This is a genomic window from Kangiella geojedonensis, from assembly GCF_000981765.1.
GTDB classification, from domain to species: domain Bacteria; phylum Pseudomonadota; class Gammaproteobacteria; order Enterobacterales; family Kangiellaceae; genus Kangiella; species Kangiella geojedonensis.
In genome coordinates this window covers 571,960-595,396 of sequence record NZ_CP010975.1, presented here as the reverse complement: position 1 = coordinate 595,396, position 23,437 = coordinate 571,960, and the positions used below count along the sequence as shown (strand labels likewise).

The 23,437-nt window shown below is 42.9% G+C and carries 19 protein-coding genes; 6 read left to right on the top strand and 13 right to left on the bottom strand.

Going from position 1 to position 23,437, the window contains the following annotated elements:
• Position 1 precedes the first annotated feature (1 nt).
• Positions 2–1,759 (top strand): BatD family protein, encoded by a 1,758-nt coding sequence (locus tag TQ33_RS02745; protein ID WP_052735172.1) that lies wholly within the window; start codon positions 2–4, stop codon positions 1,757–1,759.
• A gap of 97 nt (positions 1,760–1,856) precedes the next feature.
• A complete protein-coding gene (locus tag TQ33_RS02740) occupies positions 1,857–2,615 on the top strand; it encodes an SDR family NAD(P)-dependent oxidoreductase (RefSeq protein ID WP_046560713.1) in 759 nt (252 codons plus the stop codon).
• Positions 2,616–2,647: 32 nt separating this feature from the next.
• Here the strand turns inward: TQ33_RS02740 and TQ33_RS11980 are convergent, their stop codons facing one another.
• The 10 genes from TQ33_RS11980 to TQ33_RS02695 all read right to left on the bottom strand — a co-directional run bounded on the left by TQ33_RS11980 (position 2,648) and on the right by TQ33_RS02695 (position 17,717).
• Positions 2,648–2,815, bottom strand: coding sequence for a hypothetical protein (locus tag TQ33_RS11980; protein ID WP_169745458.1), 168 nt, complete (start codon positions 2,813–2,815; stop codon positions 2,648–2,650).
• 182 nt (positions 2,816–2,997) lie between these two features.
• A complete protein-coding gene (locus TQ33_RS02735) occupies positions 2,998–7,836 on the bottom strand; it encodes an NAD-glutamate dehydrogenase (RefSeq protein WP_046560712.1) in 4,839 nt (1,612 codons plus the stop codon).
• 139 nt (positions 7,837–7,975) lie between these two features.
• Positions 7,976–10,597, bottom strand: a complete 2,622-nt coding sequence (locus TQ33_RS02730; RefSeq protein WP_046560711.1) for an efflux RND transporter permease subunit — start codon at positions 10,595–10,597, stop codon at positions 7,976–7,978.
• Between the two features lies 1 nt (position 10,598).
• Complete coding sequence (locus tag TQ33_RS02725) at positions 10,599–11,615, bottom strand: WD40/YVTN/BNR-like repeat-containing protein (protein ID WP_046560710.1); 1,017 nt, start codon at positions 11,613–11,615, stop codon at positions 10,599–10,601.
• 63 nt (positions 11,616–11,678) lie between these two features.
• Positions 11,679–13,055 (bottom strand): DUF1329 domain-containing protein, encoded by a 1,377-nt coding sequence (locus tag TQ33_RS02720; protein ID WP_179944372.1) that lies wholly within the window; start codon positions 13,053–13,055, stop codon positions 11,679–11,681.
• An 18-nt stretch (positions 13,056–13,073) separates the two neighbouring features.
• Positions 13,074–14,975 carry a DUF1302 domain-containing protein gene (locus TQ33_RS02715; protein ID WP_046560709.1) on the bottom strand — a complete coding sequence of 634 codons (1,902 nt, stop codon included), beginning with the start codon at positions 14,973–14,975 and terminating at the stop codon, positions 13,074–13,076.
• A gap of 315 nt (positions 14,976–15,290) precedes the next feature.
• Positions 15,291–15,479, bottom strand: coding sequence for a hypothetical protein (locus TQ33_RS02710; RefSeq protein WP_046560708.1), 189 nt, complete (start codon positions 15,477–15,479; stop codon positions 15,291–15,293).
• 27 nt (positions 15,480–15,506) lie between these two features.
• Positions 15,507–16,466, bottom strand: a complete 960-nt coding sequence (locus TQ33_RS02705; protein WP_046560707.1) for a hypothetical protein — start codon at positions 16,464–16,466, stop codon at positions 15,507–15,509.
• The gene (locus tag TQ33_RS02700; RefSeq protein ID WP_046560706.1) at positions 16,463–17,350 is read right to left on the bottom strand and encodes an ABC transporter ATP-binding protein; all 888 of its coding nucleotides are present in this window, start codon (positions 17,348–17,350) and stop codon (positions 16,463–16,465) included. The genes TQ33_RS02705 and TQ33_RS02700 overlap by 4 nt, the downstream gene beginning before the upstream one ends.
• Positions 17,343–17,717, bottom strand: coding sequence for a GntR family transcriptional regulator (locus TQ33_RS02695; protein ID WP_046560705.1), 375 nt, complete (start codon positions 17,715–17,717; stop codon positions 17,343–17,345). The genes TQ33_RS02700 and TQ33_RS02695 overlap by 8 nt, the downstream gene beginning before the upstream one ends.
• A gap of 266 nt (positions 17,718–17,983) precedes the next feature.
• Between TQ33_RS02695 and TQ33_RS02690 the strand changes: the two genes are divergently transcribed.
• From TQ33_RS02690 to TQ33_RS02675, 4 genes are all read left to right on the top strand, one after another.
• Positions 17,984–18,925, top strand: a complete 942-nt coding sequence (locus tag TQ33_RS02690; protein ID WP_046560704.1) for a YeiH family protein — start codon at positions 17,984–17,986, stop codon at positions 18,923–18,925.
• Positions 18,926–18,940: 15 nt separating this feature from the next.
• Entirely contained in the window at positions 18,941–19,888 is a 948-nt protein-coding gene (nudC, locus tag TQ33_RS11590; protein WP_052735171.1) for an NAD(+) diphosphatase, read from the top strand.
• A 172-nt stretch (positions 19,889–20,060) separates the two neighbouring features.
• On the top strand, positions 20,061–20,438 hold the full coding sequence (locus TQ33_RS02680; RefSeq protein ID WP_046560703.1) for a hypothetical protein: 378 nt from the start codon (positions 20,061–20,063) through the stop codon (positions 20,436–20,438).
• Between the two features lie 247 nt (positions 20,439–20,685).
• Positions 20,686–21,039: a hypothetical protein gene (locus tag TQ33_RS02675; RefSeq protein ID WP_046560702.1), complete on the top strand. Its 354-nt coding sequence runs from the start codon at positions 20,686–20,688 to the stop codon at positions 21,037–21,039.
• 4 nt (positions 21,040–21,043) lie between these two features.
• Here the strand turns inward: TQ33_RS02675 and epmA are convergent, their stop codons facing one another.
• The 3 genes from epmA to efp all read right to left on the bottom strand — a co-directional run bounded on the left by epmA (position 21,044) and on the right by efp (position 23,422).
• Positions 21,044–21,997 carry an EF-P lysine aminoacylase EpmA gene (epmA, locus tag TQ33_RS02670; RefSeq protein WP_046560701.1) on the bottom strand — a complete coding sequence of 318 codons (954 nt, stop codon included), beginning with the start codon at positions 21,995–21,997 and terminating at the stop codon, positions 21,044–21,046.
• A 224-nt stretch (positions 21,998–22,221) separates the two neighbouring features.
• Positions 22,222–22,605 carry a hypothetical protein gene (locus tag TQ33_RS02665; protein ID WP_046560700.1) on the bottom strand — a complete coding sequence of 128 codons (384 nt, stop codon included), beginning with the start codon at positions 22,603–22,605 and terminating at the stop codon, positions 22,222–22,224.
• Between the two features lie 253 nt (positions 22,606–22,858).
• Positions 22,859–23,422, bottom strand: coding sequence for an elongation factor P (gene efp / locus TQ33_RS02660; protein WP_046560699.1), 564 nt, complete (start codon positions 23,420–23,422; stop codon positions 22,859–22,861).
• Positions 23,423–23,437 lie beyond the last annotated feature (15 nt).

The following is a 23,437-nucleotide window of genomic DNA, read 5'->3' as shown; positions in this document are numbered from 1 at the left end:
GATGAAGTATAAACAGTCTATCATTCAACTTATCTCAATGCTGCTACTGACATTAGCAGCATCAACGGCATCCGCAAAAATAACATTGGCTCTAGATCGCACTGACATCCATGCTAATGAAACCTTTCATTTAAGAGTCCAGGTTGAGGAGTCCAGCACTTTGAGCGCTGGCGCTTCCAAAAACTTCATTCCTGAAGCGATAACTATCCGCAGTCGCCAAGAATTTAATAGCAGTGTCATTATTAATGGTCAGTATAACGCTCAAATGGGCTGGGACTTTGAGTTACTGGCAAAAGAGCCCGGTATTTACACCATCCCTGCATTAAGTATTGGTAACGAACACTCAGAACCTTTTACTATTCGCATTATGCCGCAACAAGATGATATTGGAGATGCTGCTAACGCAAAAATTAAACTACGTGCAAAACTCAGTGACGAAGAAGTTTATGTGCAGCAACAGTTGATGTTTACACTGCGGATCTACCGCTCTGTGGTAGCTCGTAACCAGAAAATTACTCCAATACGAGTCAGCAATGCTTTGGTCGAACAGCTAGGTGACAACAAAACCTTTGATGTTGTTCAAAACGGCAATAACTTTCGCGTAGTTGAGCAACGTTATGCTATTTTTCCACAACAAAGTGGCGAAATGGTTATCGAACCCATCACTTATAGTGCTACTGTGTTGGAAGACTCTTCCGGGCGCTCGCCATGGCAACGCTCACAGCTTAAGCCCATAAGCCTAAGTACTCAGAAATACACTATCAAGGTAAAACCTAAACCTCAAAATGCCGACGAACCTTGGTTACCAGCGTCAAATTTAGAACTAGAGGCTGAGTGGCAGCCCAAGAATCAAACGTTTAGAGTCGGTGATCCTGCGAATCTAGACTTCATCATAAAAGGAACTGGGTTACTTAAAACACAATTACCAACGGTCAGTTTCCCCGATCAAGAAGGCATCACTATTTACCGTGATACTCCACAATACCATCAGCGAATCAATCGCTTCGGTGTCAACAGCTACCACTTCGAAAAAATTGCTATTATCCCCAATCAGGCAGGTGAGCTCACGATTCCTGAGGTAAGAGTACCTTGGTGGAACGTTAAGACGGATCAACAAGAGTACGCCGTATTACCGGCACAAACCATCAAAGTCGAACAAAGTAGTCAGCAAATTGCCGATAATAAAGCTCAAACTGTTATTCCTGAAGCGCAACAAAAAGCGATGCAACAAAAAGATACTGCTACACCGACCGTTTCTAGTAACGACACTGGAACATCGAGTCGATCAGCCACTTATTGGCAATACACATCCTATGGCTTGTTCCTTTTATGGCTCCTAACTTTGTTGCTACTGATAAAGCGACGCAACAAAACCCCAGCAAAAAACGTTGGCTCTGATGAGCCTAACCAGCAATTCAATCATAATTCTAAGCTGAAAGACGCAATAAGTGCGGCTAAAAGCAATAATGCTAAAGCCACGGCACAGCATCTCACTTCTTGGCTAAAGAACCAGGCAAACCCAGCTTCGGTAAACAATATTACTCAGCTCATTCAATACTGCCACAGTGAGCACCAACCTGAACTTGCTGAAGAGCTCGCTAACTTACAACAAGCCTGTTATTCCAAGTCGGCTAATCAATCACACTCTCAGCACAGCTGGCAGGGACAGAGACTTGCCCAGTACCTGTCTACATTTAAGTGGACGTCGCAAAACCAGAGTGCAAACTCTCTCCCCGGACTTTACGATAAACGTCTTTGATAACCTTCCCCTGTCAGCTTCGCCTAATTGGCATGCTACGCAGGGGTTGGTACAATGCCACACCTATATACGCACATAACGATGAGTAGAACAGATTATGGATTTCTCACAATCAAAAGCTTTGATTAGTGGCGGAGCTTCTGGCCTTGGTTTAACCACAGCAAAGCATATTATTGCTGCTGGCGGGAAAGTCGCATTACTAGACATCAACCAAGAACAAGGCGATGCAGTCGCTAAAGAACTCGGTGACAATGCTATATTTATCGCCACCGACATCAGTAAAGAGCAACAAGTCGAAGATGCAGCTGATAAAGCCGCTGAATTTATGGGGGGGATCAACCTTGCCGTAGGGTGTGCTGGAGTATTAGGTGCAGGCTTAATCCACAGCAAAAAAGGTCCTATGCCTGCTGATTACTTCCAGAAAGTGGTCGATATTAACCTTGTTGGTAGCTTTTTATTGACTCGCGCAGCCTCTAGACACATGCAAGACAATGAGGAAGTTAACGGTGAGCGCGGTGTCATTGTTCATACCGCATCTATTGCTGCCTACGAAGGTCAAATTGGTCAAACCGCTTACTCAGCCACTAAGTCGGCGATTGTTGGAATGGTATTGCCGCTAGCCCGTGAATTCGCACGTATTAAGGTTCGTGTTATGGCTGTGGCTCCAGGTGTGTTTGAAACACCTATGATGGAAAAGATTACACCTGAAGTGTGTGAGCAAATTGCTGCAGGTATCCCGAACCCATCACGTTTTGGTACGCCTGAAGAATATGCAAAATTAGTACAACATATTGTTGAAAATGCTTACCTAAACGGTACTACTATCCGTTTAGATGCAGCCGCTAGACTTCAATAAAGCCTAAAAATTCTCTTATGTAAAGCACCAGTTTACAGCTTGGTGCTTTTTTTCACCATACTTAAGAAGGAACGATCTTTCACTCGCTCTGCTGCGACTAATTCAGTTTTATCTTTCTGCTGCTCTTGCCAATAAGCTTCGAACACTTCGGTATATTGCTTCGATTGCTTCATCTCATCCGGGACTACTAAAACACACATGTTTGACTCCTAGTTCGTTATAAAAACATTACTGTCTCTATCTTTTGTTCAGTCTAGTAGAACAAAGGAATCTGAAGTTTCAATGAATGAATTATGGCGAATTATGGCAATTGAGGCATTTTGTGCTGCAAATACAAAAAAAGCCCGATTTCTCGGGCTTTTAGTAGAGAGTAAGAGGTACTCTATTTTATGAGACGATGACTTCGCTGCACGAGAATCTGCAGTTCTCTGAGTGCTACCGAGAATTTTGCAAATTCATGTGTATTGCTTTGCTTAAAGTCACTAACCATCTCACTCCAACGCGACAATAAATCATCATGATCAGCCAAGAAGTGCTTAATACGGGTCTCAGGAGACTTGTATTTAGCCGTTAATGGCAGAACCGCCTCAATCAAGTTACGTTGCTGATAATCCAGCTCCTCTCGGAACGCTGCACGGGCAAAGGCTTGCCAATGGTTAGATACAGGCTGCGCAATAATTTGATTTAAGAACCAGTGCAGATCGATTTGCGCACCAAGCTTGTAGTAAACTTCGGCCACCGTCAAAATCGGCAGCTTATATTGAGTCGATAACTCAACAATATCCATTGATGAGAACATGGTGCTGAGGTAACCCACTTGTCTTGCAAGCTTTTCTGGAACTCCCTGCTCAACCAGCGACTTAATTTCTTTTTCAATACCCTGAGCTTCTTTCGCTTCCAGAGTCTTATGGACATTTTTCTGAAGTTCAGACACGCCTTTCTTAAAGAAACTAATGACTTCTTCAATCGTCTGATCTTTACTCCGGTTACGAACAAACCAACGGGTTGCGCGACGTACAATGCGACGTGCTTGGAACATCATCTTGGTCTGGACTTCAGCTGGAACCTTGTTATCCAGCGCTTCGATGCTCTCACACAGCCCTGTTAGGTTAAACGTTTCTTTTGCCATGACGTAACACTGAGCAACTTCACCAATATTGGCACCAACTTCATCAATCACTCGGAAGGCAAAATTCGTCCCCATTAAGTTAACCATTTCATTGGCTAAACACATGGCGATAATTTCATCCTTGAGTGGATGCTTCTTCATATTATCGACGTAGTTTTTGCGTAGTGGTTTTGGGAAATACTCAAGCAAATAACTTTCGAAGTAACTATTCTCTGTGACTTCTGGAATACAGAGCGAATCTTTCAGCTCGATTTTTCCATAAGCCAGTAGTACCGCTAATTCTGCCCGAGTTAGCCCGCGGCCATTCGCTTCACGTTCAAGCAACTCTTCATCGCTTGGCAAGAATTCAAGACTTCGATCTAAACCAACCGTTTTCTCAAGCCCGTGGATAAAGCGCATATGCTCTTTTACCATCGACGGTGCACGAGATTCGGTAATACTGATAGACTGGGTTTGACGGTAGTTGTCTTGTATCACAATATCCGATACTTCATCGGTCATACGCGCCAGTAAATTATTACGACGTTTTACGGTTAGACCGCCATCAGACACAACACCATTCAATAAAATCTTGATATTAACTTCATTATCAGAGCAGTTAACACCACCAGCATTATCGATAAAGTCAGCGTTAGCACGGCCTCCGTGCTGCATGTACTCTATACGCCCCAACTGTGTACAACCTAGATTACCACCCTCGCCTATCACTTTAACCTGCATGTCTTTACCGTCGACACGCAAATTATCGTTAGCTCGATCACCGACTTGTTGGTGGGTCTCTTTAGAAGACTTCACATAGGTTCCGATACCACCGTTCCAGAACAGATCAGCCTTCATTTTGAGTGCGGCATTGATAAACTCATTTGGCGCTAAAGACTTAGCCTTAACACCCAACATTTCTTGAATTTCAGGTGTTAGCTCAATCTTTTTGGCGCTACGTTCAAATATCCCACCGCCCTTAGAGATAAGTTTACTGTTGTAATCATTCCAACCAGAGCGTGGCAGATTAAATAAGCGTTCACGCTCTTTATAGCTTTCTGCGGCATCTGGATTTGGATCCACAAAGATATGCATATGGTTAAAGGCAACTTGTAAACGAATATGCTTCGATAACAACATACCATTACCAAACACATCACCAGACATATCACCGCAAGCAACAACAGTGAAATCCTCATTCTGGCAATCGACTCCCATCTCGCGGAAGTGCTGCTTAACGGACTCCCAAGCCCCTTTAGCAGTAATACCCATAGCTTTATGGTCATAACCATTACTGCCGCCTGAAGCGAATGCGTCGCCTAACCAGTGTCCATACTCTTCTGAAATACCGTTAGCAATATCAGAGAATGTCGCTGTTCCTTTATCGGCCGCCACTACCAAATAAGCATCAGGCTCATCATGAACAACCACATCGCGAGGGTGCACTAACTTGTCATTAACATAGTTATCGGTAATATCCAGCAACGCTCGAATGAAGGTTTTATAGCACTCGACACCTTCTGCAAAGAACGCTTCTCGGCCACCTGAGCTTGGTAGTTGTTTACAAACAAAACCACCTTTGGCACCGACAGGAACAATCACAGAGTTTTTAACCTGCTGAGCTTTTACCAAGCCCAAAATTTCGGTTCTAAAATCTTCACGGCGATCTGACCAGCGTAGTCCACCACGAGCGACCTTGCCACCGCGTAAGTGCACACCTTCAACACGAGGCGAGTAAACAAAAATTTCGTACATCAGTACAGGTTTTGGCATTTCTGTAATAATGCTTGGGTTCAGCTTAAATGAAATGTACGGCTTATCTTTACCATTCTCATCAGCTTGGAAGAAGTTTGTTCGTAAAGTCGCCTCAATTAACTCAATGTACTTGTTAATGATCTTATCTTGGTCGAGACTCTCAACGTCTTGAACGTCTTTCAACAGCTGACTTTTCTTCAGTGCATACTTTCTCTGGCTAAACTCCTCGTGCGGATTAAACTTAAGCTCAAACAACTCAACCAAGCCAGTTGCAATTTCAGGGTACTGAGATAAGGTCTGTTCGATGTAAACCTGACTAAAGGTAAAGTTTATCTGCCACATATACTTAGCGTAAGCGCGAAGTATGGCAACTTGTCGCCAATCCAAGCCTGCCGCCATAATGAGACGATTAAACCCATCATTCTCAGCTTGTTTATACCAAGCCTTACCAAAAGCTTTGTGGAATTTGTCACGAATCGTTTCGACATCAATGTCTGATTCTGTGTATTGCACATCAAAATCAAGAATTCGATAATCACCCAAAAATTCTGATGATACCTCGTAGGGCGTTTCATCAATAACCGTTAGCCCCATATTTTCGAGCATCGGCATCACTGCCGACAATGGCAATGGCGTATCTTTATGATATAGCTTAAAGCGTAACGACTCCCCATCTCCTGAGCGATACAAGAACATGCCCAACGGCCAATCATCACTAAGGTTTTCAATGTTTTTGATATCAATCATTGCAGAGTCGACGCTCTGCTGATTCTGGAAGCTAGGCGGGAACGCCTGGCGGTATTTTTTCAACAGTACCGCGGCCTCTTCCCCGTCAAAAGCTTTATTTATTTCGTCGGATAAGACCTCTTCCCAGCTTAAAGCAGACTTTGCCAGCTCAGTTTCAAGCTGTTCGATGTCATACTCAATAGTTTCTGTATTTTCCACAGGCACGCGGAAATGAGTTCGGACTAAGTTTGACTCTGAGAAATAGGTGGTAAATTCTATCTCACCTTTACTATCAAAGGTTTCTGATAGAATATTCGTCATTTTCAGACGAATACGCGTGTTGTAAGTATCTCGAGGAACGAACGTCAGTACTGAGAAGTAACGGCCAAAAGGGTCGCGACGGACAAAAGCACGCACCTGGCGACGCTCTTGAATGTGCAGAATCCCCATGACAACATCAAGTAACTTCAAGGTCGGAATTTGGAAAAGCTCATCTCGTGGATAAGTTTCCAAAATGTTTTTCAGCGCTTTGTAATCATGACCGCCAGGCTTCAGCTTAGACTCTGTTAAGACATTATTGATTTTCTTACGCAAGACCGGGATTAACTGCGGATCCATGTTATAGGCAGCAGAGGTAAACAAACCGAAGAAGCGATGTTCGCCAATAACTTCACCCTTTTCGCTGAAGCGTTTCACACCAATATAATCAACATGGCTCGAACGGTGTACGGTCGATAATGTACTTGTTTTGGTTAGCACGAGAATATGGTCCGTCGACAAGGCTAGTTTTTGCGCGCCTTTCGGAGAACGGGATAGTTGGTATTCTGAATACTTGCGCTCATCAGCAAGTATTCCTAGACCAGAGCCTTTCACAGACCTCAAGTAAAGGTCATCGCCTTCATCTTTTAAGTCATAGGTTCTCGCGCCCATGAAAACAAAGTGGTTTTCTTTAACCCACCGTAAGAAATCTACAGCTTCTTGAATACGATCTTGACGCATTGGCGGTGGCGACGATTCTAACTCGGAAACAATGCTGTTCATTTTTTCACGCATCGGCTTCCAGTCAGCTACAGCAGAGCGAACGTCACGCAAAATTCGAACTAAATCTTCTTCTAGCAATTTCATGAACTCAGGGTCAATCATTCGATCAACTTCTAAGTACATAGGCGTTTCTATGTTTTCGCCTTCTTTAGTTCCTTTATCGTACGACACGTCTAACTGCGACACTTTGCCAGTTTTAGTACGCTTAATGTACATCGGCACGTGGATGTGAAGTAACACATCAACACCATGACGGTTTAACTCCATACGAATAGAGTCTACTAAAAACGGAATATCTTTATGGTTGATTTGAATGATGGTGTTGCGTGACTCCCAACCATCTTTCTTAAGATCAGGGTTAAATACCCTAACCTTAGACGAGCCATCGAAATCTTGTATAAAGCCCCATAAACTACTGATAGAGTCAAAATACTCTTCAGCAGTACGCTCACTGAATTCATATTCTGAAACACTAGAGTAAATAAGTTGGGAGAATTGCTTTACAAGCTCAGCTTGTTTTTTTGAGAATTTTTGATCGCAGATTTGCTGGACGTTTTCCAACAATTTGGAAGTATTGCTTACACTGGCCATTGTCCTGTCCAAGAATAATTATGGGTTAAATCACGTTACTGCAACGTTACCTAATTCTAGGACATTTAGATACGAAATGGCACCTTAATTTACGATTAAGGTGCCATTTTTTACAACTGCTACAACCAGTTGAGGTTATTTAGCGACGATAGAATAATGCAGCTAATGCGGGTAATAAGAAAATTGCACCCAACATGTTCACTAAGAACATAAAGGTAAGCATGATTCCCATGTCAGCTTGATACTGTAGAGCCGAGAAGATCCAGGTGCTGACGCCAATCGCCAAGGTTAACCCCGTAAACAGGACGGCATTACCGGTTAACTTTAATGTTTCAAAATAAGCCTCTGATACCGAGCGCCCTTCTCGTATAAAGCCAACCATTCGCGAGAAGATATAGATACCGTAATCAACACCAATTCCGACACCCAGCGCAATCACAGGCAGTGTAGCCACCGTTAGACCGATTTCCAACCATGTCATCAAGGTTTGTGCCAACAATGACACCACAACCAGCGGTAATACCACACAAATTGTCCCTCTAACCGAACGGAAGCTGATTAGACATAACAGAGTTACCGCCAAGTAAACCCAAATCATCATTGGCACTTGTGCCGCTTCGACCGCCTCGTTGGTCGCAGCCATAACACCTACAGCGCCTGTCGCCAACCTAAACTTAACCGGCTTAAAGCCACTTGCAGGTAGCTGCTCCTTAATAATAGCTTGAATTTCGGAGACCTGCTCAGTGCTTACTTCAGAGCTTTCCGCTAGTTGCTCACCAACATAAGTTTCCAGAGATGGTCGTTCAGAATCTTCACTGTAAGAAAGTTCAGCGTAGCTATTCATTAATGAGTCTAGCTTGTTACTGATAGTTTCTTGTTGCTCATCATCAAGCTGAGAAAATGACTCAGGTACAGCGCTGAGTATCTTACTTTTCTCTTTTTCCAAATAGTTGGCTTGAAAAGACTTCACTGAACCAACAACACGCTCAATAGTTTCAGCTTTATGATCCTTTAAGAACACCATAACCGGCATAACGCTACAACCCGAGTTCAAGAGCCCCGTACTGGTTTCAACACGGGCAATTGTATATGGAAGCACAGCCTCATCTTTCGGTAGCATTTTCCACTTCAGATTCCCTTCGCTTAACAGACCATTCACCACTTTCGAAATTTGAGGCAAGCTTAATGTTGACTGCACTCCTTCGACATTGGCTAGCTGCCACTGGAAATCATCAATAGTTTCCATAATGTTGTAATAAGTACAACCATCGGCCTTAGTTTCCGCCAGTATCGAAATAACGTCGGTACCAATCGAATATTTATCAGTCACAAACTTAGTATCGATATTATAAGGCGAGTCCTGCTTGAGTGCTGGAGCACCGGCATGTAAATCACCAACCTTCATGTTTTGTGAGCCCCAATAACCTAGCAAGCCTAACAGAACACTAATAACGACAACTATTGTTGCCATAGGACGCTTAGCGAACACCGCCAACTTATGCCAAATAGCTTCGTGAGCCTTCTCACGCTTTTGCACACTTGTTACAAATTTATCGCTAAAGTGAGTATAAGAAAGTAATAACGGCAGTAAAATTAGGTTCGTTAAGATTAATACGGCAACACCAATACTGGCCGTAATAGCCAGTTCACGAATGATATCAATCTCGATCAACTGTAGCGTTAAGAAGCCGATAGTATCACTCAGCAAAGCCACGCCGCCGGGCACGATCAATCCGGCACAAGCAACGATCGACGCATCAAATACTTTTAATCCCTTGCCCACATTGTGTTGTACGCCATTAATCATCTGTACGCCATGACTGACGCCAATCGCGAAGATTAAGAACGGAATCAAGATAGACATTGGGTCTATGCCATAACCTAAAGCAGTTAGAATACCCAGCTGCCAAACTACTGCAACACTAGAGGTGAGAAGCGGTAACAATGTTAATTTTACAGAGCGTGAGTACCAGAAAACTAACAGTGCCGTGATCAAGAAAGCTATTAAAAAGAAGAAGATGACATTACCAGCACCATCGCTGACATCCCCAATCATTTTAGCAAAACCAATGATATGGACTTCGATATCTGGATACTCCGCCTCAATATCGGTTCGGAGTTTCTCCAGCTGGTGTGCAACTTTCACATAATCAGTTTGCACCATCTGTGAAGCGGCATTCCCGTCGGCGTCAAGCTGAAGCTCAGCATTAGGATCATTATATTCAGAGAATAGCTGTGCAGAAATCATCGCCGAGGTAAAGTCATTAGAAACTAAACGGCCTCGTATTCCAGCTTTTAGTATATTCTCTCTCACCTTTGTGAAAGCTTGCTCTTTATCGACTTGCTCAAATTCAGGTGGGATAACTGGGCCACCTTCTAAGCCTTGCTCGCTCGCTTCAATATAACGAACCGAAGGGGAAAAAAGTGACTGCACCTGTGACTGGTTGACGCCTTCAATGCCTTCAACACGGTCATCCGCTTGCCTCAGTGCTTCAAAGAAGCTCTCGGTAAAGATTTCGCCTTCTTTCGCTTCAAGCGCTACAAAAACACGGTTAGCGCCACCAAACTCTTCTTGATACTGCAGGTAGGTTTGCATGTACTCATGCTTGAGAGGGATATTTTTTTCAAAGCTTGCATCAATTCTTAATTGAGACACAAAATAAGCCATGACCACCGTAACGATGGCAAATAAAGCCACCCAGAGGCCACGTTTAGAGAAAAATAAAGACTTAACTAAAGGTTCTAGTTTATTGTTCGCCATCTTATTGACCTTTCTCTACTGGTTTGTCTAAGTCCGTGCTAGCGAAAGTTTCTACTCCACCTTCACCAACAATAATATAACGCTCAACACCAACACTAACCAAAGCAGCACGCCCTTTTAAATCCGTACGCTTTTTTAAGGTAATGTTACTACCATCTTTAGTCACTAATACACCGCCAGTCCCGACTAAAACTAGCTGACCGTCATCAAGAACGATCATGTCATGTAGGCCCGCTTCATTATTCAGACGGATACGCTGCCAAGAATCACCTTGGTTGGTAGAGTGGAATAGGTTACCCCTTAAGCCATAAACATAGATATCGCTGTTTTTAACAGTAATCCCAAAAAACGAGCCTTCATAAGGAGAATTAACTTTTTCCCAAGTTTTTCCTGCATCCTTCGTTACGGCGATCATGCCTTTGCTAGACTCATCGCCATCTTCTGTGGCCTCTGCAATAAACTTTTCACCCGCGATATACCAGGTGTTATCGTTTAGTCTTTCTAGGTCATAGAAGTGACTAAAACCATCATAAGCATCACTTAGACTGGTAACCTCACGATTATCCCATGTCAGACCGCCATCATTTGACTCTAGGTAAAGTCCGTATGACCCCACAGCGGTGATATTCTCTTTCGAAGCATACAAAACACTGAATAAAGCAGGTTGAAAATTAGAAATCTCTTGATGGCTCTTGCTCCAAGTTGCCCCCCCATCCTCAGTCAGCAAGATGGTTTGGTCAAAGCCAACAGCGACACCATGGTTTTCATCTAAGAAATCAATAGCGGTAAGATTAACGCTGACGGGTACGGCTACTTGTTGCCAAGAGTTTCCCTGGTTATCAGAGACCAAAATATGGCCTCGTTGGCCGACTGCAACATAACGATCATCAGAAACCTTAACGATATCCAATAATAACGAATCTTTAGCTTTTGGAGCTATGATTGCTGGTTCTGCCTGACCCACAAAGGATGCTACAAGAGCCAAGCCACTAAATAGAACTTGTAGGACTGTTTTCATTGTTTTGGTTTTTTCTTGGAGTTAAAAGCAAAGCGGCCGGTGAACCCGACCGCTGATGTTATATTATCGACGACCAATTCTACGCAGTGCCGATGGAGTGAAGTGCGAACCTCTAAAATCAACATTGAAGTCGTACATATCTTCTTGGTTGTCCAAACCGATAACAAGGTAACGGCCCGAAGGAAGATCATAATAAGTTTCTAACGTTGACCACAGTGTAGGCACTTCGTAGTAATTAATTGGGTAAGCTTGCGCAACACGCCATAAATCACCACGCTCATCGTACATTTCCTCTGCGACGATTTGGTAGCTATCTTCATCAATATAGAAAACACGCTTTTTATATTGATGACGAGTATCAGGCTTCAAGTCAGCTTCGAGAACCCATACACGGTGCTTCTCATAGCGCACTAAGTCTGAATTGATAACACCTGGCTTCACGATTTCATCGTACTCAAGCTGATCAGAGTGAAGTTTATAATTGTTATAAGGGATATAAACTTCTTTCTTGCCCTTGATTGTCCAGTTGTAACGATCTGGCGCACCATTGAACATATCAAAGTCATCAGTTGTTCTTAAACCGTCCGAAGCTGTACCTGGAGCATCATATGCAACGTTTGGTGCACGACGAACACGGCGCTGGCCAGGGTTGTATGTCCAAGCCTTACGCGGTTCCTTTACCTGGTCCATAGTTTCATGAACTAAAAGTGCTGTACCTGCTAGACGCGCTGGCGCTTCTACGATTTGACGGAATAAAAATAGAACATTGCCTTCAGCCAACTTTTCTGGCGTCATATCAGGCTCGTTGTAGATGTGGTGAAGCTCATCTTTCAGTTTCACTAACACGAAGTCGCCATCAGGTAATGGTGATGCCTGACCCACTTCACGTTCAACGGATACACCACGATAACGAGTAATTGCGTTCCAAATAAGTTGTAAGCCATTCTCAGGGAACGGGAAAGGCACGCCAATTGAAGCACCTTTAATACCATTACCACCTTGAACTAGCTCTGCTCTTGGAGCATTTGCTTTAATCGCATCATAAACGTGTTGCGGGAATGATGCCGAACGGCGACTTGGGTAGACGTTCATTTTGAAGTTTTCAGGGTAAGTCTTAAATAATGCAACCTGACCGACCGTCAAGAAATCTTCGTAATCTTTGTAGTTAGAAGCAGTAATAGTGAATTCCACTTCATCGTCAGCGAATGGATCAGGATGATGATCACCGACCTCATACCCTTCCGGAGCTTGCTGGATGCCACCATCCCATGCAGGAATAGAGCCATCTTCATTACCAGCTCTTTCGGAGCCCATTGGGGTATAAACATCTCCACCTAGCTGAGCCGCCTTTTCTTCTGACACTTTTGCAGATGCCACACCCGAAAAGAGTACCGAAGCGACTGCACTCGCCAATAACCATTTATTCATAATATTAGCCATAAACTGTTAATACCCTTATTAGAATGAATAACTTAGTGCCAAAGAGACGTAATCTCGGTCCGAGATTAGGTTTTTATCTTCAGCTCCAAAGAATGCATTGTATGCGAAATCGACCTTCCAACGACGTTGGTAATCAAAACTTGTGCCTAGTGCTACAGACTGACGATCTTCTAAGAAGTTCGAAATAGGTGCAGGTGTATTACCTTTTACATCATGTTGGAATACGATTCTTGGTTGCATATTCCAGCCACTAAATACATCGTTGTAGTCCCAACGCATTGCTATACGATAACCCCACGAGAAATCGTCAGCGAATCCATCCGTTGTACCTTCACACTCGGTTGTGACACGCTGGCCATTATTCGGGTTAGTAAAGCCACAAGGTGTACTGCCTGGAGGCGCTAACTCAAACACACCGCCTACAGTACCATTACCATTAGCATCAACACCACGTGCTGGGTTACCTGAACGGAAAGTACCCTCGGCTTCATATCGAAGTTCACTCTTTTCAGGCATGTCTAATATTTTATTCATACCAACTTCAATTAAGAAGACGGTTTGGTCAGATCCCCACACAGATCCCAATAGATTAGTGATGGTCATCTGAGCCTGAATGGTATCATGCAAACGATAGCCTGAAATCTCATCACCTAGGCCAACACCATTAGCAACCTGGCTAGTTCCACTAGGAACCTGACCAATTGGCTCAAGCGTAGCAAATAATAGCTCTACATCATCGACCTGCAAAGGTTCATCTTTACGGTAAGACATTTCACCAGCAATCGATAGGCCACTATCAGTTGCTGTATTGAAGCTCACACCACCCATCTGGATATCTTCAGGGTATTCTAAGAAACCATAAACCGTTCCCGTATTATCGGCAGCATTTGCTGAAATAATAGGTCGACGGTTATGATAATTCATGTAGTAGAAACCCCACTCAGTTCCACCTTCGGTGAAATAGCCAAGCTTCATACCATATTGCCCATTATCGTCAGCTTCACGAGTGTCACGACGTATCGCAACGGTTCCAGGCTGACCTTCTGGGAACTGAGCAAAACCTAAGTGTACTTCAGAGCCTTTAAGCCCTAGGAAGTCACGAGTTGCAAAATAGGTGCCCGGCTCATCTGTGCGAACTGGCTCCCATTCAAATTGATAAAAAGCTTGTGCTGACCAACTTTCAGAAAGGTCAATAGACGCCCATAACATGCTAGAAGGAATAAACGCTTCTTTTAATTCTGCACCGGGGTTTCTAAGTGTTCTTAAATCAACGGCGTTAGCTTCAGATAAACTATGCTGAATGAAAGTACTTTCGCCCCAGCTCACGACCTGCTCACCCAAGCGAACTTGTAAAATGCTGTAGTCACCGACTTCAAAGTTAGCCCATGCATAAACATCGAGCATACGAGCATCATAACCTTGTTCTTTACGGGCAGTCGTATCACCAGCGGCGTAAGCGCCTTCAGGATATGTATCTAAGTCTCGGAATCGTAACTCTTTATCCATAAGGACACGATCGTAGTACCACAAACCACGAGCGAAGAAACCATAGTCGCCATCTTTATGGCGCATATCGAATTCGTGAGTACCCTTGATTACCTGAGAGAAGAAATCACCTTTGTCAAAGTTCAAGTTGCCGTCATCAGAGTTATTAGACCAAGCGCCGTCTGGGACCACACCTGAGCCGTATAAGTTCGTAATAGGCATCCCGGTCTCAAGTTGATAAAGATTTGCTTTACCAACTAAGTTTCGGTCACGTTCTTCAACACGCATGCTCGCACCCACAGAAATAGTGGAGTCAAAGCTATAATCGAAGTTTTCACTTTCCCAACCCACTGCATTAGATGCAGATGCGGCCACCGCCAAAGAAACACCAGCAGCAATCTTAGATAAGGTCATTAGAGGTTTATTTCTATTCATATAATTCCTTCCCCCATCGACAGGAATCAGCTGTTTATTACATTATTCGTAAGTGGCTTTCCATAAGACGTCATACCACTTGTTAATTTGCATACTATCAATAATCTCCACTTTTTAGCAAGAAATATAACAGAGCGAAGAGTTTAGACGGCTAAACTTAAAAAAATCACACTAAAAAAGATGACTGTATTAGGATAATAGATGGAGAGTAAGGGTATCTTCACCACATACTCTCCGAGATTAGGAAGGGTGTCTTACTAGATATAAGTCTGTAACATTTTCCAGCAAATGCTACCAACAATCGTTCGATATTATTTAATCAACATTTGATAAAAAACTTTTAAAGCCTTTTTGAATTGTCTGGACAGTTTCTAAACTGTCCAGAACCCCTACTTCTGGTTGTACTCGGTTTAACTTAGCAGCTACTGTATAGCCTATTGCCGCAATTGCGATGTACAAACAAATTTGGTTCACACGCTTACTTGTTTTCCTGTTATAAGTCATCTCTTACTCCTATAGATTCCGTGTCGATTAAAACGCTTCGTCACGGAAACGACGAATATAAATAGCAGCGGCAATCATCGCTGCGCCAAGAATTAAACCAACCCAAAAGCCGCTATCTTGAAACTGTTGACCAAAAGACATGAATTCAAACTCGTCAAAAATAGGGATATCATCTTCCACATCAGCTCGCTTCTGCGAAAACTCTCTTGCTAGAGAGTTAAATGGGGCCACTAGCGCTTGCACCACACCAAACATCTTTTCGCCTAGGAAGCTAATAACATGTGCGGTTTTGAAAATCATCCCCTCCGCTATAACAACCAATACTGGTGGTACGGTCGCGACTAATAAAGGCACTTTTTTGGTCCAGCTTGAGACCAATAGTAAGTATCCGACAAATGGTATTGCCCAAAACATTGCCATATAAATAGCAGCAAATTGATAGGCGGCAATTTTAAAAAAGCCTGAGTTTGCCCATAAAGCGCTCCACGCATCGACTCCTGACAACCATGCAAATATGGTCCCAATAATCAGCATTAAAAAATTAGTGGTTATAATCACCAACCAGTAAAGCAGTGGCGCTACCACTGTCACCGATACTAACTTTGACAGCACTGTTTGAGAGTCCGACACAGGCATCGACTTCCAAAACAAAATACTTTTATCTTTTCTGTCGTCATACAAAGCACCCAAGCAGTAAAAGAATCCTACAATCGCCAAAACAAAGTAGTAGGTGTAAACGCCTGAATATAATGCACTTTGAGTGGCAAAGGCTTTGATATCCGAGTCTACCGAAACGTCATAGAGCTTAAACAGACTACCTAAATCGTGGGAACCATATTCAACCGTTTCGATATTACCGGTAGACACAATGATTAGCCCCAGTACCGCTGTAAAGAGCGTTATCCCTGTAATAACGAGTGGCACCCATACGAAACTGGTTTTACTTTCCCAGTATTCACGTTTTAATAAAGTTACGAATGTATTCATGCCACCTCTCCTTTCGCTTGACCTTCTGCTTTACTCTGTCCTCTCATCTTAGCTACAAATAAATCGGCAACACTCGGTTTACGAACTTTCCCAAATGCTTCTACTTGGCTGCGCTCCACACCATTGAATAAGCACACTTTTTGACCGAAGACTTCACGTACATTCATTGGATTCAAGGCCATCGCAGCTTCTTCAAATTCCTTTTCGACCATGACTTCAAAGTACGACTGCCCCACTTCTTCCATGCTGTCGTCAAGAACAATTTCTCCATCCTGAATAAACACTAGGTCGCTCAGTATGTGTTCTATTTCTTCAACCTGGTGCGTGGTGATAATAATGGTTCGCTCAGAGTCAAAGTAATCATTCAATAAGCTTTCATAGAAAGATTTACGGTATAGGATATCTAAACCTAAAGTCGGCTCATCAAGAATCAATAAGTCAGCGTCAATTGCCATAATTAAAGCTAAGTGTAGCTGGGCAACCATACCTTTCGATAACGCTTTAACTTTACTATCACGTTTGATCTTTGTTTCTTTTAGATACTTTTCACACAGTTCACGGTTAAATTTCGGGTGGACTCCCTCCACAAAGTCAATCGCCTGGCTAACCTTAATCCAACGCGGCAATACTGCCACATCGGCCACAAAACAAACGCGCTGCATTAACTCATCGCGTTGCTTGTGCGGGTCAAGGCCCAGTACTTTTAAGTCCCCTGAGTAATTGGTCAATCCTAAAACCGCTTTTAGTAAGGTAGTCTTACCCGCGCCATTTGGACCAATCAGCCCTAAGATTCTGCCTTTTTCTAGTTCAAAGTTGACGTCATTTAACGCTTTAAAGTCACCATAAGACTTATTCACGTTTTTTGCCGAAATGACATTAGCCATTATCCGATTCCTCCTTATCGAGTGCATCCAGCAGCTCTTCTCTTGTAATATTCAACCGTTTTAGTTTTCTTAATAACGCAGGCAATTCAGTGTTTAAAAACAACTCACGCTCCTGCTGTAATAATTTATTTTTTGCACCATCTACGACAAACATACCTAAGCCTCGCTTCTTTTCTGCCAACTGATCATCCACTAACAACTGATAAGCTTTAGACACGGTAATCGGATTCAGCTGATATTCTGCCGAAACGTTTCTCACCGATGGCAAAGCTTCACCTTCTGCCAGATTTCCCTCTAGAATCATGTTCTGCACACGATCCCTCAGTTGGAGGTAGATTGGTTGTGAGTCATCCCACTGTATTTGCATACCATCAATACCTTATACGTCTACAGGCTCAATATCGTGTTCAGCAAAAAGCTGGTACCTATCGGCCTTCTAAAGAGTCAATATGACAGTCAAATAACAGTATTGCTTTATCGTGTCATACCGATATGGTGTTATAGTTACATATAACACCTAATCAGTAAAGCACTTTTGTGAATATTTTTTATACTGAAGTAAAATTAAGGGATGAATATCCCTCGCTAGAAGCGTAAACTGTCGCCTAAGTTTAAGAGTTTCTAATATAAGTGATGGCTCCAAAAACCAATAAAAACATTCAGCTTGCCTCAAATATCTTATTGATAGTTCTCACAATTTTGTGCGTAGTCGGATTATTAAAGGCCAGCTATGCTTTGGCGGCAGGACTTGCTTGGGGATGGTTTTTCTCAGGATCGCACCAACTTCCGCTGGGTTCGTGGGCGAGCCTATTACTTAAAGTCGCCATTGTATTGCTAGGCTTTACTCTTCCCTTCGGAGAGCTCGTCATCAACGCTGGAGACAGCTTTTGGCTTACTGTAACCGTCATTGCTAGTGCCATTATCCTAGGATTACTTCTTGGTAAGCTATTCAAACTCGATAAACACCAAACCTGGTTGATTAGTTCCGGTACTGCGATCTGTGGTGGTAGCGCCATTGCAGCGGTAGGCTCATCTATTAAGGCCAATCACCAGCAAATGGTCGTTTCACTGGCCATTGTGTTTTTACTCAATGCGGTCGCTCTTTTCGTTTATCCCGCTGTAGGGCATTGGTTAGAGTTGAGTCAACAACAGTTTGGGATCTGGGCAGCGCTTGGCATCCATGACACCAGTAGCGTCGTGGGTGCAGCCGCAGAGTACGGCAAAGAAGCGCTAGAAATAGCGACTACCGCTAAACTCGCACGAGCCTTATGGATTATCCCAGTCGCACTCGTCGCTTCTTTTGCGGTAAGCTCGGGAAAATTTAAACTGACCATTCCGCTGTTTATTGTGTTCTTCCTATTAGCCAGCAGTATTGGCAGTTTTATTAACCTTGAAGCTTTTGCCGAGTATATTCAGCCAGCCGCTAAAAACCTCTTTGCCCTCAGCCTTCTTTGGATGGGAACCAGTTTAAATAAACAAGCGATCAAGACTATTCCTGTAAAAGCCTTGTTGCTTGGCGTAATCTTATGGATTGTCTTATCTATCGCAACGCTGGCGTTAGTCTTTTACTGGTAGCAGAACAGAGGCATTATGTTTGCTTTTCAAACCACTCCGCTTAACCGTCATGGCGAGATTCGCCATACTGACGACTTCATCAATCCGTTACTCGAATTACCAAACACCTATTTTCTACTGGTGCACCAACAGTCTATTGTTTGCGTCAGAAGCAACACTAATAGCGCAAATAGTACTGTAGATCACAACTGGCAACCTTTTTGGTTTCAGCCCCAAGAGTTACAACGGTTATTCAACTCATTCTCTAAAAAACACCTGATTTACCTAGGCGAGATTGATAGTAAGCACTACTTTACCTTTCGCCTAAAGTCCTCTGAAAGCCTACAACGTATAGCTCAACTTACCCCTGATACCGAACTTGAGCTATGTAACCTTCGAGGCTTATTTAAGCAGTTATCATCAGAACAAGCACACTTGTGTAGCGTGGCTGTTGCCATGGAACATTGGCATAACACCCACCAATATTGCGGCTTTTGCGGCCATGAAACCTACTCCCACCAATCAGGCTTTGTTCGCAACTGCTCTAATCAAAACTGCCAAAAGCAGCATTTTCCGAGAACGGATAGCGCGGTGATTTGCGCTATCACTTATCAAGATAAGATATTACTGGGGCGACAAACGTCTTGGCCAGACAAGCGCTACTCGGTCATAGCCGGCTTTGTCGAGCCGGGTGAAACCTTAGAGCAAGCAGTGGCTAGAGAAGGTTACGAAGAAACTGGCTTAACGCTAAAGCATATTGAGTATTACCGCTCACAGCCCTGGCCATTCCCACAGTCGCTTATGGTCGGCTTTACCGCTGAAGCGGTCCATCCAGAAATCAAGCTACTGGATCAGGAGTTAGAAGAAGCCCATTGGTTCTCACGACAAGAGCTTAAGGCTGCGGTAAAGGCGGATGCACTGGTATTACCTTTCAAGTTTTCCATTTCAAGAGAGCTTATAAATCAATGGCTTATGAAAATTTAATAGAATATCTCTATTTTTGAGATATGAAACACCTTGAATTGGGTCACATTTTGGGGTAAGACTATAGAATAGTTCAAATAATAAGCAACACACTGTCATAGCTGAAATACGGAAATTCCTCTTCCATGCTGGAAGTAGGTGACAATTACATGAGTCAAGGAGGCTATAGGCCATGTCAAAAGTAACAGTTCTAGCAGGCGACTTCCCCAGAGGGACCGGGTACTTCACATTTCGCAATTTCACGTTGCCGGGCGACAAAGACCACTACTTATGTGAAACAGTCTGCGTTAGTCAGATTGAATTTATCAATACCGCTAACCCCAAAATGGCGTTATTGTTAAATAATGATCCCGAAGTAGCTGAAGAAATACAACTCGAACTCGAAGAAAAGATAAAAGTAGCTGACGAGCACGACGTTATTTTTATGGTAAGGCTATCCGATCAAAGGCGCTTTATAGCCGAAACCGATGACACTACCTTTCATAAGATTAAAAAATCGATGAAAGAAAGTGTACAACGAGATAGCAACTCAGTCGCGAGTAGCGCTTAAACATTAAACAATGCAGTTTTAACTTATAGTTCAAGCAGTTACGCTTTAAACATAAGTCAAATTTGCACAAAATAATAACCCTGTCTCAACTCTCTTACTCCAAGAGTCGATTTATTTGACTGTTCATTTTTTGTCCTATACAAATACTTAAAAGCAACTTTTAAATACATCTTTTTAAAAACGCTCTTTTTAGATCAAGATGAATTTAATCGTCACTCATTCAGTGTAAGGATTATGAGGTCAGAATATGTCAAAACTCACCATAATAGCTGGGGACTTTCCTACTGGAGTCGGTCGATTTACTATCAGAAACTTTACTTTACCAGGTGATGAAAACCATTATCTGTGTGAAACAGTACCGGCCCAGCAAGTGACTTTCATTGATGAGGCTACTGAAGAATTCCTGTTGCTTCTTGATATTGATGAAGATACTAAGCAATTTATTTCCGCCCCAGGTGATGATGTCATTTTCTTTATGGTGAAACTCAAAGACAAAAGACGATTTATCGCTTCGTCCGATCATCGTACTTATCAGAAAGTTATAAAAGCAGTAGAAAAGGAGGCAAATATTTCACCAGTGCTTACCTCGACGGCAGCCTAAGGGCTTAGGCCCTATCTGCAGGGAATGCAGCCACTTTGGTCAGATCACTTAGCTCTAATAAAATCATAATAAGACGATCGAGACCTAAGGCTACGCCAGCACACTCGGGGAGGCCAACTTCTAGGGCTGTCAGAAAATGTTCATCTAGGGACATTTGAGGCAGCCCATTTTCTTTGCGCCATGCGTTATCCATCTCAAATCGTTGACGCTGTTCGGAAGAACACGTTAATTCACTAAAACCATTTGCCAACTCGACGCCCCGCCAATACACCTCAAATCGACAAGCTGTGTGAGGGTTTTCCGGATCGAGCTTCGCCAGCGCAGCCTGAGAAGCAGGATACCCATAGATAAAACAAACCTCATCAGCTTGTCCAAGCTGCGGCTCAATCTGGTCTTCAAATAACAGCGCTAAATAATCGTCCCTTTCTAAATCTTCAGGTAAGTCACCCAACAAGGTTGCACTTAGATTTGCTAGCTGGGAAGAAGTCGCTTCAAAGGGATTAATATCAAGGTATTGCTTAAAAACGTCTTGATAACTAAGACGGCTAAGCTTTAATGGCTTATGAGATAAAGTATTGAGCAACTGAAAAACCTGTTCCATCAGCTGGTCATAATCAAAGCCTACAACGTACCACTCCAGCATCGTAAACTCAGGGTTATGTCGAGCACCGATTTCATCCTGACGAAATGCCTTACAGATTTGATAAATAGAACCAGAACCCGCCGCCAGCAAGCGCTTCATCGCATACTCAGGTGACGTTTGAAGATAACCATCCTCACCCATGAACTCCTTTACCTGAAAAGATTTCATATAGCGATCCGTCACACTATGCCGACTTAGCAATGGTGTTTCTACTTCAAGGATATCCCGCTCATAAAAGAACTCGCGAACCCGCGCCATTATCTTAGCGCGCGCTTTCAAAGTTTCGATTGAAGCAGTTGGTTTCCATTTAGGCATGTTGATTATCTCTATTTCTCTAGCTAGGCAGGATTTAATGTGGCGTACCGAATAATTCTAGAGCCTTATCAATTACCCGCCTCTATTAACTACTTACTTCTTACTCTCTGGAACTCATCTCGAGTTAATGGCGTTTGTACCTTAATAGTTTTAATAGGATAACCCAGCTTATATTCTATTTTCTCAATATATGCACTTTTACCATCTATAGCAGCAACATATTTCTATGAGAACTTAAGGACTCCATATTCATAGGACTCATAAACATCGAATTTATTATCGTTATTGATATCCACAAAGGAGTAATCAACCCACCCGTTTTGATAAAAGACTTTAGTCTCTGGATAACCATCAAAGTTATTATCGTATGTAGTCTGAATAGGTAGGTTGTCTTCGTAGTTAAACTTATTACTCACATCAGTTTTCAGGTCATAATTTCTGTCAATAAACTCATAAAAATAGTCTTCATAATAGTCATAGGTTACATCTGGATGCCCATCACCATTATAATCGATACTATCATCCTGAGAATCAACTTCTAAGCTCTGATTGCCCGTGAACCCAGTCAGTAATAACAGGGCTATACTAGAAGTTATGAAAATACGCACTCTTGAAATATTCCTTGTGTAAGTTTGAATGATCGTAAATAGCGCCTAGTGAATTTCGAACCATTGAACGAAGGAAGTTTCCTACTAAACAAGACTCGCTGCTTTTTGTAACGTGTAACCAGTCACAAAAACACCTAAAGGAGATAAAATTTGCTTGGACGCGGCGGATAATCATTATTTTGCGGAATTTACGAATAGTAAATGAGCAAAAAATAATGATTATCCAACAAAGTACCAAGTGAATTTTAGCCCATTAGGCGCGTGAAACGTACTCACCGTTTCGCGTATCAACCTTCAACTTATCGCCAATATTCACAAACAAAGGCACTTTAACTACAGCGCCCGTGTGCATAGTAGCAGGCTTCGAGCCACCGCCAGAAGTGTCACCGCGTAGACCTGGATCGGTATCTGTGACTTCGAGAATGACAAAGTTAGGTGGCGTTACGCCAATTGGGCTGCCGTTCCATAAAGTCACTTGGCACTTGTCTTGCTCGATCAGGTAGTTTTTCGCTTCACCAACTGCGTTGGCGTCTGCTTGAACTTGCTCAAAACTATTCGGGTCCATGAAGTACCAGAACTCACCATCGTTGTAGATGTAGTCCATATCGGTATCAATCACGTCCGCAGTTTCTATACTTTCGCCAGATTTAAAAGTTTTCTCAACAGTACGTCCAGTTAACAAGTATAATACTTTTGTTTTACTGAATGCTTGGCCTTTGCCTGGTCGAACGAATTGATTATCAACTACCGTGCATGGTTCGCCATCGAGTATCAATTTGGTACCATTGCGTAGGTCGTTTGTAGTAATTGTTCCCATGAGTTCCTCTAACAC

Bases quoted from the DNA above. Each gene is read 5' to 3' on its own strand.
- TQ33_RS02730 (WP_046560711.1), bottom strand. From the start codon at position 10,597: ATGGCGAACAATAAACTAGAACCTTTAGTTAAGTCTTTATTTTTCTCT.
- TQ33_RS02690 (WP_046560704.1), top strand. From the start codon at position 17,984: ATGGCTCCAAAAACCAATAAAAACATTCAGCTTGCCTCAAATATCTTA.
- TQ33_RS02715 (WP_046560709.1), bottom strand. From the start codon at position 14,975: ATGAATAGAAATAAACCTCTAATGACCTTATCTAAGATTGCTGCTGGT.
- TQ33_RS11980 (WP_169745458.1), bottom strand. From the start codon at position 2,815: ATGTGTGTTTTAGTAGTCCCGGATGAGATGAAGCAATCGAAGCAATAT.
- epmA (WP_046560701.1), bottom strand. From the start codon at position 21,997: ATGCCTAAATGGAAACCAACTGCTTCAATCGAAACTTTGAAAGCGCGC.
- TQ33_RS02700 (WP_046560706.1), bottom strand. From the start codon at position 17,350: ATGGCTAATGTCATTTCGGCAAAAAACGTGAATAAGTCTTATGGTGAC.
- nudC (WP_052735171.1), top strand. From the start codon at position 18,941: ATGTTTGCTTTTCAAACCACTCCGCTTAACCGTCATGGCGAGATTCGC.
- TQ33_RS02675 (WP_046560702.1), top strand. From the start codon at position 20,686: ATGTCAAAACTCACCATAATAGCTGGGGACTTTCCTACTGGAGTCGGT.
- TQ33_RS02720 (WP_179944372.1), bottom strand. From the start codon at position 13,055: ATGGCTAATATTATGAATAAATGGTTATTGGCGAGTGCAGTCGCTTCG.
- TQ33_RS02680 (WP_046560703.1), top strand. From the start codon at position 20,061: ATGTCAAAAGTAACAGTTCTAGCAGGCGACTTCCCCAGAGGGACCGGG.
- TQ33_RS02725 (WP_046560710.1), bottom strand. From the start codon at position 11,615: ATGAAAACAGTCCTACAAGTTCTATTTAGTGGCTTGGCTCTTGTAGCA.
- TQ33_RS02695 (WP_046560705.1), bottom strand. From the start codon at position 17,717: ATGCAAATACAGTGGGATGACTCACAACCAATCTACCTCCAACTGAGG.
- TQ33_RS02710 (WP_046560708.1), bottom strand. From the start codon at position 15,479: ATGACTTATAACAGGAAAACAAGTAAGCGTGTGAACCAAATTTGTTTG.
- TQ33_RS02740 (WP_046560713.1), top strand. From the start codon at position 1,857: ATGGATTTCTCACAATCAAAAGCTTTGATTAGTGGCGGAGCTTCTGGC.
- TQ33_RS02745 (WP_052735172.1), top strand. From the start codon at position 2: ATGAAGTATAAACAGTCTATCATTCAACTTATCTCAATGCTGCTACTG.
- TQ33_RS02735 (WP_046560712.1), bottom strand. From the start codon at position 7,836: ATGGCCAGTGTAAGCAATACTTCCAAATTGTTGGAAAACGTCCAGCAA.
- TQ33_RS02705 (WP_046560707.1), bottom strand. From the start codon at position 16,466: ATGAATACATTCGTAACTTTATTAAAACGTGAATACTGGGAAAGTAAA.
- efp (WP_046560699.1), bottom strand. From the start codon at position 23,422: ATGGGAACAATTACTACAAACGACCTACGCAATGGTACCAAATTGATA.